The following is a 14,319-nucleotide window of genomic DNA, read 5'->3' as shown; positions in this document are numbered from 1 at the left end:
CTTTCGTCAAGATGTGATAAAGTTAAAATACTAGAAATAATGCGAGGTGACGATATGACTTCTTTATTGCATAAAAATTCCCCCGAGCCACGCGACCCCGAAAAAGGCTCACCGGACTCCTCTCGCATTCTCTTAATCATTCGGTGGAGCCTGACCGCATTCTTTTTCTCCGGAATTCTTGTTTTCTTCCCCTCCGTCAGCAGTGTACTGCTTCTTTTGCTCACGGTGCTGACCGTCCCCATTAAACCGTTGGAGCGTTTTTTTTGCAGTAAGATTCCTTTAAAAAAAGGCATCAAAATTGCTGCAATGGCGGTAGTTTTTTTCGTCTCCGTAGCTATCTCGCCGAATTTGGAAACAACTCCAGCGGAGAGCTCAAGGCAGCCGTCGACCATCCAGACTGATCCCAGCTCCAAGGGACAAATCTCTACCGATAAGACCCCCGTACAAACGCCCGCCAAGGATGCGCCCGCCACCGAAACACCCAATTCTCCGGCGCAGACCGGCTCCGGCACTGACGCGGTGCCAGCCTCTGACTCGCAAGCCAATTCCTCCTCCGACTCTGAGGGCACTTCCAACGCAGAACCTGCACCCGCCCCCGAGCCAGAACCCGAGCCCGAGCCAACACCTGCCCCGGAGCCGGAAATTCCATATAAGGAAAATTATCATGGACATGTGTACGCAACCCCCAGCGGCAAACGCTATCATTACGAAGAATACTGTGCTAACGGCAAAAAGAAAAACAGCGTAGAGATTACATGGGACGATGTAACTCGCCGTGGCCTTACGCCTTGCCAAACCTGCGTAGCAAACTAATGCACCTACACGAAGAGCACCGACAACTTTTGTCGGTGCTCTTCGTGCTGTTGGGGACGGGGGATACGGATCGCCACGGGCGCTTCACACCCTCGCAATAACACTATGGAGTACCGTGCATTTTGGGGTAGCCTCCCCCTTGCCCTATTATGGATATTTCCTTGCAGGCCTTTTTCTCACCCCACCCTCCGGGCCTTGGGGATGCGGATGGTCAGCAGGATTTCATCCTCCGTGTCCTGGCGGCCGCAGGCGGCATTTACCCCTGCCGAGCGCATGAGATTCAGGGAGCGGTCCAAGCTGTTGAGAAACAGGCGGACATCCTTTAATATGAAGGTGGGCCTCCGTCGGGACGGTGCGGTTTGTATTTCCCGCAGCAGGGTCTCTATGTATTCCTCCGTTTGGGCCACATTCAGGTGCCGGGCCAGGATGGTTTTCACCGCCGCCAGCTGCTCCTCCGGGTCCGTCAGCCGCAGCAGGGCCCGGGCATGGCGCTCGGAGAGGTCGCCCTGCCGGATCTGCTCCACCACGGCCTCGGGCAGGCGCAGCAGACGCAGCTTATTGGCCACGGCAGACTGGCTCTTGCCCAGGCGCCGGGCCGCCTCCTCCTGGCTCAGACCCCAGCGCTGCACCAACTGGGCGATGGCCGCCGCCTCCTCCATAAAGCTCAGGTCCCGGCGCTGGAGATTCTCCATCAGGGCCAGCAGGGCCGAGTCCTCCTCCCCCACCTGGGCGATGAGGCACGGAAGCTCCCGAAGCCCGGCCATCTTGGCCGCCCGCAGCCGCCGCTCCCCGGCCACCAGCTCATAGTCCCGGCCCCGGGTGCGCACCGTGGCGGGCTGCAAAACCCCATACTGACGGATGCTGTCGGCCAGCTCCGACAGGCCCTCCGGGTCAAAATCCCGCCGGGGCTGGTGGGGATTGGGCACGATGCGCTCTAAGGGTATGTACCGTACACGGCTGGAAATGAAGTCACTTTTGGGAATATTTTTCACGCAAAACGCCTCCTTTTTCTCGAATATAACAGAAACAGGTGAAAAAAAAGTGGGAAAGCTGTCGGGAAATCCAAAAAAGTTTGCGTGTCGTGGGTCAGTCCTCGTCGTCCTGGGTGTCCAGGTACATCTCCTCGCACTTTTGCTGGGCCTCGATGAGGATGTTTTGGGCCTGCTCGGCGGCGCGGACCATGTTGAGGTACATTTCTTTGTAATCGGGCATTGATTTTCACCTCCCTCTTTCTAATTATAGGACAATTTGACCCTATAATCAATAGGACAAATTGGCATAATTTCATTGGGTGATGAAATTGAGCAGAATTCGGGAGCTTCGCAAAGAGCGGGGCTATACACAGGTGAAAATGCAGATGCTGACGGGTATCGACCAGAGCGCCTACTCCAAGATCGAGCGGGGCGAGCGGTACCTGAGCTTCGAGCAGTGCAAGCGGGTGGCCCAGGCGCTGCACACCAGCATGGACTATTTGGCCGGGCTTACGGACGAGAAGAAACCGTATCCGAGAAGTAAACGCGCAGAGTGAATCTCTGCGCGGTTTTTTGTTTTTTGCAAGAGGTGCGGGGGCACATGGACCCCGCCCTACAATGGTATTTTTTTGTAGGGCAGGGCCCGCGTGCCCTGCCGGGAGGCGGTGGTTGTCGGGCGGCGGGCTGGGGGCAGCCCGCCCTACGCATTACATGAAGGTGCGCGAAAGCGGGGCGTCGGGGACGCCGCCCCCTACGGGTGGGTAACAAGTAGTGCGGTGGGGCGGGCCGATGTAGGCATCGGCCCCTACGATTTTTATTTTTTGGCGCGCAAAAAAGCACCCCGCCGGGGGTGCTTTTCGGCTTAATTCAATTTTTCAGCGGCAGAGGAAGCTGTACCAGCCCTCGCTGGTGTTGGTCTCCCGTATCTCCCATCCGTCCTGGCGAAGGCGGTCGGCCACTTCTTCGGCCCGGGTGTCAATGATGCCGGAGCAGAGGAACAGGCCGCCTTTTTTCAGAAACGGGCGCACCTGGGGGGAGATGCCTATGATGACATCGGCCACAATGTTGGCCACCACAATATCATATTCCCCGCCAAACTCCCTTTGCAGGGCCTGGTCCGTGACCACATTGCCCCAGCGGACGGTGTAGCGGTCCTTGCCGATGCCGTTGATGGCGGCGTTTTCATAGGCCACATCCACGCATTTATCGTCGATGTCGCAGGCAAAGGCCTCCGCCGCGCCCAGGCACAGGGCGGCAATGGACAAAATCCCGCTGCCGCAGCCCAGGTCCAGGACCCGCTCGCCGCCGTGAATATGGGCGTCCAAAGCCCGGAGGCACAGGCGGGTGGTGGCATGGCTGCCGGTGCCGAAGGTAAGGCCCGGGTTCAGCCGCAGCTCCACCCGGCCGGAGGTACCGGCCTGCTCCCACTCCGGGATCACCAATAGCCGCTCCCCGATCTCCATGGGCTTATAAAACTGCTTCCAGTTATTCTCCCAGTCGGCATCTTGGACAGCAGCCCGGCTCAGGTGCGCCTGGGGAAGCGCCCCGACCATTTTTTCAATGTCTGCAAGCTGACGCTGGCCGTCCGGGTCGTCGGAGAGGTAAAAGGTCACCCGGCACAGGCCCTTTTTCTCCTGCAACAGATCGTCGTCCACATAGTCCCAGTACTGGTGATTATTTTCCAGAAAATCCTTGAAATCCGCCTCATCGTCGATGACCAGCCCGGTGATGCCTTGGCTCTCCAGCCGGGCGCAGAGATCGTCCAGCTCCCCGGGGCAGGTGTCGATATGTACCTCGATCCAGTTCATCGCTGGGTGCCCACAAAGAAGATGCCCATGGTGTTGGGGCCGGTGTGGCTGCCGATGACGGGCCCGATGTAGTTAATATGCACCGTAGGGGTGCCGAAGCGGTCCTGGATGGTCTGGGCCACGGCCTTGGCGTCCTCCTCGCAGTCGGCATGGCAGATGAACATGGTCTGCTTCTCCGGGTGAATGCCCAGAGCCTCGATCTTATCCAACAGGGCGGCAATGGCGGCCTTGCGGCCCCGGGCCTTGCTGACGGGGACCAGCTTGCCCTCGTCGGAGGTGTGCATAATGGGCTTAATGGAGAGCATGGTGCCCAGCAGCGCCGTGGTGGCGCTGACCCGGCCCCCGCGCTTTAAGAAGTTCAGGTCGTCCACGGTGAACCAGTGGCAGACGGTCAGGCGGTTATCCTCCACCCACTTGGCAAGCTCCGCCGCCGTGAGGCCCTTTCGCTTTTGCTCCACGGCCAAATACAGCAGCAGGCCCTGGCCCAGAGACGCGCTGAGGGAGTCCACCACATGGATCTCCGCCTCCGGAAACTCCGAGCGCAGGTCCTCCGCCGCAATGACGGCGGACTGATAGGTGGTGGAGAGGGCCGAGGAAAAGCAGACGCAGACAATGTCCCTGCCGCTCTCCAGCACCCGGCGCATGGCGTCCTGGAACTGGCCCACATTCACCGCCGAGGTGGTGGCCAGCTTCCCGGCGCGGATGCGCTTATAAAACTCCTGGTTGGAAATAGCCGTGCCGGCCAGGTCGTTGGGGTAGTCCTGTCCGTCCATGTGCATGGTCAGGGGCAGGACCTCCAGCTCCAGCTCCCGGGCCATCTGGTCGGTGAGATCGCAGCAGCTATCGGTCATGATAACATAATCGCGCATAAAATATGCCCTCCTTTGGTTTATTTATGAATTGTCCGGGCGCAGCCCGGCGGGAAATACGATAATAGAGGAAATGGATGGATGTACAGCGGGGGAAACGGATTGCCGCAACCCCCGTCCTCTTGGCCCCCTTGCCTAAAGGGGGCTGGCACGGCGAAGCCGTGACTGGGGGATTCCACACCTCACCGCACCTCTTGTAACGCTTCCGTAGGGGCCGATGCCTACATCGGCCCGCCCGGGCTTATACAGCACCTCTTGTTAACGGTGTCATTGCGAAGCCAGTGCGAACACTGGCTGTGGCAATCCGTTCTCCTCGACCTTTGTGCAGGGGTATTACGGATTCCCACGACCAGTCTGCGGACTGGTCTCGGAATGACACGCAAGTTCTTTCGGCTTCTGTTATTGCGAGGGCGCAAGGCACCCGTGGCAATCCGTCCCCCGTCCCTCGGCCTCCCTTGCCTAAAAGGAGGGGGACCAGCCGAAGGCTGGTGGAGGGATTTCGTGGGGAGTAGGGAGTTCATTTATCGAATGTGCGGTGCGGGCCGATGTAGGCATCGGCCCCTACGGAATGCGTTGTAGGGTCGGACAACTCTGTCCGCCCGATGCGGTGGGTTCCGATCCGTGTAGGGGCAGGGTTTATTTCCCCACGCAGAAGCGGGAGAAAATGGTGGTTACCAGGTCCTCCCGGATGCTCTTGCCCGTCAGTTCCCCCAGGGCGGCCAGGGCCTCCTCGGCATCGGTGAGGACGGCATCGGGGGTCAGACCCCCGTCCAGGGCGGCGGCAGCCCGGTCCACCGCCTGCAAAGCCCGGCTTACGGCCTCGGCCTGGCGGCTGTTGGTGAGCAGGGCCCCGGTCTCCCGGTGGGGAGTGGGGTACAGCCTTTGAATCAGCGCCCCAAGCTCCTCCAGGCCCTCCCCGGTTCGGGCGCTGAGGGTGCAGATGTTCGGAAACCGCTCCTGTATAGCTCCCGTGTCCAGCCGCTGGGGCAAATCGTTTTTATTGATAATTATAATGGTATGCTCCGCCTTTTCCGCCAGGGTCAAGACCGCCTCCTCCCCGCCGGTAAGGCTTTGGGAGCCGTCCAGCACCACCAGGGAAAGGCCGGCCTGCTCTGCCGCCGCCACGGCCCGGTCCACGCCCAGCTTCTCCACGCTGTCGCCCGTTTCCCGGATGCCTGCGGTGTCGCACAGCCGCAGAAGCTGGCCGCCGAAGCAGACCTTTTCCTCCAGGGTGTCCCGGGTGGTGCCGGCCACCTCGGTGACGATGGCCCGGTCGTAGCCCAGCAGGGCGTTAAGCAGCGACGATTTCCCGGCGTTGGGCAGGCCCAGCAGCACCGTGGGGATGCCCCGCTTCAGAATGCGGCCCCGGCGGAAGGTGTCCAGCAGCCGCTGAAGCTCCCGGCGGCAGCCGGTGAGGGTATCGGCTATCTGCCGATGCTCCGGCGGCTCAATGTCCTCGTCGGGGTAGTCCACCGCCGCATAAAAGCGGGAGGTAATGTCCATGAGGTCGCCGTACACCCGCTCCACGCCCCGGCTCAATGCGCCGGAGAGCTGGAGGGCGGCGTTTTGGGCGGACTCGGCGGTTTCGGCGTCAATGAGGTCCGCCACCGCCTCCGCCTGGATCAGGTCCATCCGCCCGCTGAGAAAGGCCCGCTTGGTAAACTCCCCGCCCCGGGCCTGCCGGGCCCCGGCGGCAAAGGTGCTGCGCAGCACCTCGTCCAGCACCACAGGGGAGCCGTGGCAGTGCAGCTCCGCCGACCACTGGCCGGTATAGCTGCTCTGGGGCGGAAACAGGACGCACAGGCCGTCGTCGATGACCGTCCCCTCCGCCGTGCGCATCTGGCCGTAGAGCATCCGGCGGGTAGCCTGGTCGGCGGCAGGCTTTCCGTTTTTGGCCCGAAACACACGGTCCGCCACCGAAAGGGTCTCCGGCCCGGAAATGCGCACAATGCCGATGGCGGCAGGCGTCCGGGCGGTGGCAATGGCGGCAATGGTATCGGTCATGGTTTTTATACTCTCCTTAAGAAAACTGGCGAAAAAACTTCGTTTTTTCTGCCAAGAGGATTACAGTCTGCTGCGCGCATAATTTTGAGCCATAGGCTCAAAATTCCACACTTGCAGCCTGAGAGGTATTTTTCCCCACGCACATGTCGCGGTGAAAAATGATCCCAATTTTTTTCGCCTGCGGGCGCAAACTCTGCGAGGCTTTTTATAGGTTAGTTGAATCTATTATAGCATATTAGATACGCCGTGTATAGCGTAACTTTTTTCTGCCGGGGCCGGGAAAATCAGCTCCGTTCCCGCTTCAGCTTGCGGATGTCCCGGCCGATGAAGGGCAGGACGGTGTACTCTCCCTCCAGCCGGGAGCGGACGGCTGCGCCGTAGCGCACGCCCAGCTCGGGCGGGGTGAGATTGGTGTTTATCACGGTGCTTTTCCCCGCCAGAAGGCGGCTATTCACCAGCTGATACAGGGCGCTCTGGACAAAGGCCGTGGTCATCTCCGTGCCCAGGTCGTCCAGGATCAGCAGGTCGCTCTTTTCATAGCGGCGCACATCCTCCGCCGCGTCCGGCTCCTCATCGGAGCGGAACTTGGCGGCCTCGCACCGGGCGAACACATGGCCCGCCGTGTCATACACCACGGAAAATCCGTCCTCGCTGACCACCCGGGCGATGCTGGCGGAGAGGAAGGTCTTGCCCAGGCCCGGGTCGCCGAAAAGGAGCAGGTTGCCCCCGGAATGCCCAAAGTCCTGGGCAAAGCGGCGGCAGACGGTGAAATTCCGCTCCATGGTCTCCCGGGGACTGCGGCTGAAGGCGCCGGGCTCGGTGTCGTACCAATCCAGCTCGAAGGTGTCGAAGCTCTGGGTGCTTACATCCAGCATACTGCTGAGCTGACGAATTTGCTCTCGGGCATAATAATTTTGCAGGCAGGCGCAGACGCTACCCCGGCAGTACCCCGTGTCGCCGCAGAGGATGCACCGGGGCCGCTCCTCCAGGGCGTCGGCGGGATACCCATGCTCCTTGAGCAGGGCCGAGCGCTCCTGCTGCAGGGTCAGATTCTCCGCCCGCAGCCGGGCGATAGCCGGGGCCGGGTCCTCTCCCCGGCGCAGGGCCTGGGCCATAATGCGCCCCACGGTGCCCCGGAGCTGCTTTTCGATCTCCTCCAGCCGGGGCACCTCCTGATAGATGCGCCGGCGGCGAGTCTCCGCCTGGGATGCCCGGCGCTGCTTATCCTCCTCAAAGCGCTGCCACGCCGCGCGCATAACCTTGCCGTCGTATGCCATATGTCTGCCCCCTTCGTGCCTGATTCTATGTTATTATCTGTTTATATCAAAAAAGTCTCCCGGAGTTTGTGTCCGCAGACGCAAAACACCTCTCCAAAAAACTTCCCTTGTCATTGCGAAACCAGTGACCGATGTCACTGGTTGTGGCAATCCGTTCCCCTTTGGCTTTGTGCAAGGGTATTACGGATGACCCTGTTGCGGTGCCCAAAATTTCTGCGCTGCCTTACGGCGGACGCTGGAAATTTTGACCGCGGCCACTCGCTCACCTCGCTTCCTCTGCCACCGGCAGCGCTCGGTTCGCTCCCCACGACCAGTGTGCGCACTGGTCTCGGAATGACAGTTTATAATGGGTGTGCGGGTGTAGGGGCGGACGACTCTGTCCGCCCGGGCCCGATAACACAACACCTTGTAGGCCAGGGCCCGTGTGCCCTGCCGTGGGTGCGGTACAGAACCGTCGGGCCGATGTGGGCATCGGCCCCTACGGAGTTTTCATTTCACCGTTGTAGGGGCGGACGACTCTGTCCGCCCGGTGCAGTGGGTTCTTGATGGTGCGTAAGGGAGCGGCTCCCCACGACCAGTGTGCTTTACCACTTCATATATTCCTCAATGGCCTGGGTTTTCCCCTGCTGGGACTTAGGTTCCGGCCGCTTTTCCTGCTCCAGGGCCTGCGGGGTGTGGAGGCCCTCCTGGTTCCAGCGGCGCAGGATGCCGTTTAAGTATTTCCAGTTCATGCCCTGCTTTTTCAGCACTGTTTTTTCGTAGGCAATGGCCACCATCTCCGGGGAAAAGCCCCAGTCCATCCACTGGCCGATGTACTTCTCCTCCGCCTCCACCGGGCGGCGGTCCCCCATTTGCAGGGCGGCCATGTATTCCCCGGTCCGCTCCCGGCGCTGGGACACCGACCGGAGAAACCGGGCGGCGGATTCCTGGTCAAACAGGCCCCGCTTTGCCCAGTAGTGTCCCTCCCGCTCGATGAAGGCCACCGTGGGCCGGCGGCCCGGGCCGTAGCAAAGCTCCTGGTTTTCTACGCAGTGGCGCACCAGCAGGAAGATCACATCCGCCGGCAGCCCCACCTCCCGGTGGAGGCTGGCCAGACGCTTCAGGTCCATGGTGGTGAGCTTTTTGCCCAGGGCCCGCTCCGTCTCCTCCACCAGCATTTGAAATTCGCCGTCCCGCAGCAGGTCCCCCAGCTCCCGGTCGGTAAACTCCGCCGGCCGGCGCGGGGGCTCCGGCACCGGCAGGGCCTGGGCACGGATGAGGCCCAGCTTCTCCAGCTTGGTCTGGGCCGCCTGGAGCCGCAGGGCGCTCAGGTGCAGCTTTTCCATCAGCTGCTCCGGCGTCACCGCCCCCTCCACGCGCATAAGGCACAGGTACAGCAGCGCCGCGTCGCCGTCGGAAAGGTCCAGCAGGGCGTCCACCTGCCGGGCAGGCAGGGTGAGCATCTGCTCCCGATCCTGAATTATATAGCCTGCCATACGCCCTCCCCTTTCAAATACCGGCGAAAAAGCTTCGTTTTTCTGTCAAAAAGACTGCACAATAATGCAGAGTATATTTTACACGAAAACCCCCTTTTCGTAAAGCCGCGAAAGCGTTTTATTTGTTAATTTTTTATTTTCATACAGAAAAGGCTTTTCCCCATGGAAAAATGTGCTATAATAAAGTGATTTAGTATGAGGATGTATACCCTTTTTCGGAAAAAGAACAGGAGGCAGCTATGGCGAATCGAATCACAGTGAACATCTGCGGCGAGGACTACACCCTGGTGGCCGAGGAAAACACCGCCTATATGGAGCAGGTGGCGAGCCTGGTGGACAAAAAAATGACCGAGATCATCGCAGGGGCCAAGGTGGGCCGGGGCGACGCAGCGGTGCTGGCGGCGGTAAACCTGGCCGACGAGCTGCTGAAAAGCGAGCAGACGGCGGAGAACCTGCGCCGCCAGGTAAAGAGCTATCTGGACGAGGCCGCTCAGGCCAAAAACGAGGCCTCCGAGCTGAAGCGCCAGCTCTACAAGGCCCAGCAGCAGGGCCGGAAGTAATGGAGCTTCTCTCCCCTGCCGGGTCTCCGGAGGCCCTGCTGGCCGCCGTGCAAAACGGGGCCGATGCCGTATACATGGGCCTGGGCAGCTTCAACGCCCGCCGCAGCGCCCGAAATTTTACCGATGAAACCTTTCCCCAGGCCGTGGACTACTGCCACCGGCATGGGGTGAAGGTCTACCTGACCCTCAACACCCTCCTCACCGACCGGGAGCTGCCCGAGGCGGCGGAGACCCTCCGCAAGGCCAGCGCCTGGGGTGTGGACGCGGTGCTGGTGCAGGACTGGGGCCTGTGGCTTTTGGCCCGGCAGGTGGCCCCGGATCAGCCCCTCCACGCCAGCACCCAGATGAGCCTGCACACCCTGGCCGGAGCCCGTCTGGCGGCGGAGCTGGGCATGGAGCGGGTGGTGCTGGCCCGGGAGCTTTCCGCCCACGACACGGAAGTCATCTGCCGCCGCTGCGGAGCGGAGGTAGAGGTGTTCGGCCACGGAGCATTGTGTATGTGCTACTCCGGCCAGTGCGCCATGAGCGCCATGATCGGCGGCCGCAGCGGTAACCGGGGCACCTGCGCCCAGCCCTGCCGGCTGCCCTATGCCCTGGGCGAAAAGCGCGGATACCTGCTGAGCTTAAAGGACAACAATCTCTCCCCCTATCTCCGGCAAATGGAGGAAATGGGGGTGGCGTGCCTGAAAATCGAGGGACGCATGAAGCGGCCCGAGTATGTGGGGGCGGTGACGGGCATTTACCGCCGCCTGCTGGATGAAAAGCGTCCCCCCTCCCCGGCAGAGTCGGCGCAGCTGGAGCAGGCCTTTTCCCGCAGCGGCTTTACCGATGGATACTGGACCGGACACCGGGGCGCGGCCATGTTCGGTATGCGGCCCGAAAATGCCCGCTGGCCCGAGGACTGGTTTGCGCAGGTGCGCAAAACCTATGAAAACGGGGCGGAGAATCGGCCCGTGGCGGTGGACTTCACCTGCCGGATAGCGGCGGGAGCCCGGGCCCTCCTGACGGCGGCTCTCCCGGACGGGCGGCAGGTCACCGTAGACGGCCCCGTGCCGGAGGCGGCCCGAAGCCGCTCCCTGACGGAGGAGGAGCTGCGCGCCCGGCTGCAAAAAACCGGCGGCACGGAATTTGTGTGCCGCAGGATAGATATTTCCCTGGAGGAGGGGCTGATGCTCTCCGCCGGAAGCATCAACGCTCTGCGGCGGGAGGCCCTTTCCCGGCTCCGGGCGCTGCTGACGGAAAAGCCGCCCCGGCGCGTCCTTGACACCCCGGCGCCGCCCCCGGCTCCAGCGGCCTGCACAGGCGCGCCGAAGCTCACCGCCTCCGTCACCTATGCCCACCAGCTCACACCGGAGCTGGCCAAGGCCGTGGACTATCTATACCTGCCCCTTGCCCTATTGGATGCCATTGACCTGGAGGAATACGCCGGGTACACAAGGCTCTGCGCCGTGCTGCCCCGGGTTTTCCGCACGGAGGACGAGGCCGCTTTCCGAAAGGTCCTGCAGTCCCACCCCCGGCTCTCCGCCGTGGCGGTGAGCAACCTGGGCCACCTGCCCATTGTAGCCGGTCTGGGTCTGGAAATTCGGGGCGACATGGGCCTGAATGTGTTTAACAGTCTCTCCCTGCTTTTCCTGGGGCAGCTGGGTGTGACCGCCGCCACGGTGTCCCCGGAGCTGCGGCACCAGCAGGTGCGGGACCTTTCCAAGTACCTGCCCTGCGAGGCTGTGGTCTACGGGCGGCTGCCGCTGATGATCACAGAGAACTGCCCCCTGCGGTGCAGCGGTCAGTGCAGCCATGGAAACGGCGGCACCCTCACAGACCGGACCGGCGCAGCCTTTCCCCTTCTCTGCGCCCACGGCTGCCGCAGCGAGATTCAAAACAGCAAGGCCCTGTATCTGGCGGATAAGCCCCAGTGGAAAAAATGCGGCCTCACCTGGGCCCGGCTCCGCTTCACCACCGAGACGGCGGAGGAGGCTCTGGACATCCTGCGGCGGTATCAGGGGGAAGATTTCCCCGCCCCCGCAGACTTCACTCGCGGCCTGTTTTACAGGGGAGTCGAGTAAAATTCTGATAGATAATTGTATTATTATCATATAATATTACTATTTGTATTTACTTTTTGAGAGGTTGACCCCATGGAACTGAAAATCAAAGCGGTACATCCCAAGATGGGCAAGGACTTTCCCCTACCCAAGTTTGCCACCCCCGGCTCGGCGGCCATGGATTTGCTGGCCTGCATCGACAGCCCTGTGACCCTGGCCCCCGGAGCGCGGCAGACGGTGCCCACGGGCATCGCCATCGCCCTGCCCTCTGCCGACTATGTGGCCCTGGTGTTCGCCCGGAGCGGGCTGGGCATCAAGCAGGGCGTGTGCCTTTCCAACGGCGTGGGCGTCATCGACAGCGACTATCGGGGCGAGATCGCCGTGGGGCTTGTGAACCTCTCCGATGTGTCCTACACGGTGCAGCCCGGTGACAGAATTGCGCAGCTTATGGTGACACCGGTGGTGCAGCCCCGGGTACATTTGGTGCCGGAGCTGGACGAAACGGAGCGGGGCGTCGGGGGCTTCGGCTCCACCGGGAGGTAAGGCTATGGAGAGGATCGTTTTGGCCTCCGGGTCACCCCGGCGGCAGGAGCTGCTGGGCCGCATGGGCATCACGGATTTTGACATCCGGGTGCCGGAGGTGGAGGAGCGCTATCCGGAAAACCTGTCCCCGGAGGAGATCGTGCAGTTCATCTCCCGGGAGAAGTCCGACGCGGCGGCCCTGCTGTGCAGGGAGGATGAGCTTATCATCACCGCCGACACCATGGTTTTTTTAAGGGAAAAGCGCCTGGGAAAGCCCCGGGATGAGGCCGAGGCCCTGGAGATGCTCACCATGCTCTCCGGGGAGCGGCACACGGTATGTACCGGCGTGACCGTGCGCCGGGGGACGAAAATCTCCACCCGGGCCCAAAAAACGGATGTGTATTTCCGTCCGGCCACGGAAAAGGAGCTGCGGGCCTACATTCGCACCGGAGAGCCCATGGACAAGGCCGGGGCCTATGGCGTCCAGGGCAAGGGCGCGCTGCTGGTGGAGCGCATCGACGGAGACTTTTTCAATGTGATGGGTCTGCCGGTGGGCATGCTGGCGGATATGCTCAGGGACTTCGGGATCGAGCTTTTGGAGTAAACTATGAAGAATTTTTTTAACAAAATGGGAATATGGATCCTGGCGGCGGCGGTGGTCATTGTGCTGACGCTGTCCATCCTCTCCGCCACCGGGACGGGACTGCTGGATAACATTGCCGGGACCATCGCCTCCCCCTTCCGCTCCGCCGGGGCCGCCATCGGCAACTGGGTGGGGTCTATCAGCGATAAATTCGACGATGTGGACACCCTGCAAAAGGAGAACGAGGAGCTGAAAAAGCGCATTGCGGAGCTGGAGGAGGCCAACCGCCAGGCCCAGACGGACAGCCAGGAAAACGAGCGCCTGCGCAACCTCCTGAATCTGCGCCAGCAGCGCAGGGACTTCACCTTTGAAAGCGCCAAGGTGACCCAGTACGAAAACTCCAACTGGGCCTCCACCCTGACCCTGAACCGGGGCACAAGCAGCGGCGTAGCCGTGAACAACTGCGTGGTGGATGAGTACGGCGCCCTGGTGGGCGTGGTGACGGAGGTGGGGCTCAACTGGTGTACCGTGGCAACGGTTTTGGACACCCAGGCCCAGTTCGGCGCCACGGTGTTCCGCACCGGGGAGGCCGCCGTGGCTATGGGCGACCTGTCCTTAATGAGCAGCGGCAAGGTGAAGCTCAACTATCTCTCCGGCACCAATCCCCCGGTGGGCGGCGACCTGGTGCTTACCTCGGGCCTGGGCGGCTACTTCCCCTCGGGCCTGGTCATCGGCTCGGTGGAGGATGTACGCACGGACGACTCGGGCCTGACCCAGTACGCCGTGGTGCAGCCCAATGTCCGGCCGGAGAGCCTGGTGCAGGTGTTCGTCATCACCGCCTTTGACATTGTGGACTGAGGGGTGCGCTGTGGAACGTCGTGGCTATGTATATAAGTGGCTCTCTTACACCCTGGTCTCCCTGCTTTTCATCCTGGTCCAGTGCTTCGGGCTGGTGCATCTGCGGGTATGGGGGGTGCATCCCTTTATATTCCCGGTGCTGGTGTCCACGGTAGCCGCCTTGGAGACCGCCCACGAAAGCGCCATTTACACCCTGGCCCTGGGGCTGCTGATGGACCTGACCATGCCGGGGGTGCTGCCGTGCTTTTACACGGTGTCGTTTCTGGTGGTGTTCGTGGCGACGCAGCTGCTGTCGGCCAAGGTGCTGTCGTGGCCGTTTTTCTGCTGTATGCTGTGCGGGGTGCTGAGCATGGTGTGCTGCTCTGTGCTGAACATCCTGTTTTTGCAGGCAAAGGTGGACTTCACCCCCCTCTCCGCCCTGATGCTGCTGGGCAAGGAGCTACTGCTGACCCTGCCCCTGATGCCCCTGGTATATCTGCCCATGCGGAAGCTGCGGCGGGTGTTTGACCGGGAATAAGGCCCACCGAAAGGTTTTTT

Annotated in this window: 15 protein-coding genes; 8 read left to right on the top strand and 7 right to left on the bottom strand. The window is 61.6% G+C overall.

The annotated features are described in order from the left end of the window. The first annotated feature begins 54 nt into the window (after window positions 1-54). A complete protein-coding gene (locus tag KI236_RS08860) occupies window positions 55-813 on the top strand; it encodes a hypothetical protein (protein ID WP_212821262.1) in 759 nt (252 codons plus the stop codon). Window positions 814-989: 176 nt separating this feature from the next. Here the strand turns inward: KI236_RS08860 and KI236_RS08855 are convergent, their stop codons facing one another. Both KI236_RS08855 and KI236_RS12265 read right to left on the bottom strand, forming a co-directional pair. Beyond that, entirely contained in the window at window positions 990-1,805 is an 816-nt protein-coding gene (locus tag KI236_RS08855; RefSeq protein ID WP_212821261.1) for a ParB/RepB/Spo0J family partition protein, read from the bottom strand. Between the two features lie 94 nt (window positions 1,806-1,899). Then, window positions 1,900-2,025 (bottom strand): hypothetical protein, encoded by a 126-nt coding sequence (locus KI236_RS12265; protein WP_268978132.1) that lies wholly within the window; start codon window positions 2,023-2,025, stop codon window positions 1,900-1,902. A gap of 88 nt (window positions 2,026-2,113) precedes the next feature. Here KI236_RS12265 and KI236_RS08850 point away from each other — a divergent pair, with 88 nt between their 5' ends. Further along, the gene (locus KI236_RS08850) at window positions 2,114-2,341 is read left to right on the top strand and encodes a helix-turn-helix domain-containing protein (RefSeq protein WP_212821260.1); all 228 of its coding nucleotides are present in this window, start codon (window positions 2,114-2,116) and stop codon (window positions 2,339-2,341) included. Window positions 2,342-2,659: 318 nt separating this feature from the next. Here KI236_RS08850 and prmA read toward each other — a convergent pair whose 3' ends face one another. The 5 genes from prmA to KI236_RS08825 all read right to left on the bottom strand — a co-directional run bounded on the left by prmA (window position 2,660) and on the right by KI236_RS08825 (window position 9,217). Beyond that, window positions 2,660-3,592 carry a 50S ribosomal protein L11 methyltransferase gene (gene prmA / locus KI236_RS08845; RefSeq protein WP_212821259.1) on the bottom strand — a complete coding sequence of 311 codons (933 nt, stop codon included), beginning with the start codon at window positions 3,590-3,592 and terminating at the stop codon, window positions 2,660-2,662. Beyond that, window positions 3,589-4,461, bottom strand: coding sequence for a DegV family protein (locus tag KI236_RS08840; RefSeq protein WP_212821258.1), 873 nt, complete (start codon window positions 4,459-4,461; stop codon window positions 3,589-3,591). Before KI236_RS08840 ends, prmA begins: the two co-directional genes overlap by 4 nt. A 636-nt stretch (window positions 4,462-5,097) precedes the next feature. Then, window positions 5,098-6,465, bottom strand: a complete 1,368-nt coding sequence (gene mnmE, locus KI236_RS08835; RefSeq protein WP_212821257.1) for a tRNA uridine-5-carboxymethylaminomethyl(34) synthesis GTPase MnmE — start codon at window positions 6,463-6,465, stop codon at window positions 5,098-5,100. Window positions 6,466-6,749: 284 nt separating this feature from the next. After that, complete coding sequence (locus KI236_RS08830) at window positions 6,750-7,742, bottom strand: ATP-binding protein (RefSeq protein WP_178671803.1); 993 nt, start codon at window positions 7,740-7,742, stop codon at window positions 6,750-6,752. A gap of 584 nt (window positions 7,743-8,326) precedes the next feature. Continuing rightward, a complete protein-coding gene (locus KI236_RS08825; RefSeq protein ID WP_212821256.1) occupies window positions 8,327-9,217 on the bottom strand; it encodes a DnaD domain protein in 891 nt (296 codons plus the stop codon). Window positions 9,218-9,456: 239 nt separating this feature from the next. Between KI236_RS08825 and zapA the strand changes: the two genes are divergently transcribed. The 6 genes from zapA (at window position 9,457) to KI236_RS08795 (ending at window position 14,299) form a co-directional block, all read left to right on the top strand. Further along, window positions 9,457-9,777 (top strand): cell division protein ZapA, encoded by a 321-nt coding sequence (zapA, locus tag KI236_RS08820; protein ID WP_212821255.1) that lies wholly within the window; start codon window positions 9,457-9,459, stop codon window positions 9,775-9,777. Further along, complete coding sequence (locus KI236_RS08815) at window positions 9,777-11,840, top strand: U32 family peptidase (protein WP_212821254.1); 2,064 nt, start codon at window positions 9,777-9,779, stop codon at window positions 11,838-11,840. The genes zapA and KI236_RS08815 overlap by 1 nt, the downstream gene beginning before the upstream one ends. Window positions 11,841-11,912: 72 nt before the next feature. Then, on the top strand, window positions 11,913-12,362 hold the full coding sequence (gene dut, locus KI236_RS08810) for a dUTP diphosphatase (RefSeq protein ID WP_212821253.1): 450 nt from the start codon (window positions 11,913-11,915) through the stop codon (window positions 12,360-12,362). A 4-nt stretch (window positions 12,363-12,366) separates the two neighbouring features. Next, on the top strand, window positions 12,367-12,945 hold the full coding sequence (locus tag KI236_RS08805) for a Maf family protein (RefSeq protein ID WP_212821252.1): 579 nt from the start codon (window positions 12,367-12,369) through the stop codon (window positions 12,943-12,945). Window positions 12,946-12,948: 3 nt separating this feature from the next. Beyond that, window positions 12,949-13,782: a rod shape-determining protein MreC gene (mreC, locus tag KI236_RS08800; protein ID WP_212821251.1), complete on the top strand. Its 834-nt coding sequence runs from the start codon at window positions 12,949-12,951 to the stop codon at window positions 13,780-13,782. Between the two features lie 10 nt (window positions 13,783-13,792). Beyond that, on the top strand, window positions 13,793-14,299 hold the full coding sequence (locus KI236_RS08795) for a hypothetical protein (protein ID WP_212821249.1): 507 nt from the start codon (window positions 13,793-13,795) through the stop codon (window positions 14,297-14,299). Window positions 14,300-14,319 lie beyond the last annotated feature (20 nt).

Origin of the sequence: Vescimonas fastidiosa (genome assembly GCF_018326305.1) — a bacterium.
Lineage (GTDB): Bacteria > Bacillota > Clostridia > Oscillospirales > Oscillospiraceae > Vescimonas > Vescimonas fastidiosa.
This window is presented reverse-complemented; position numbering and strand designations above follow the sequence as displayed.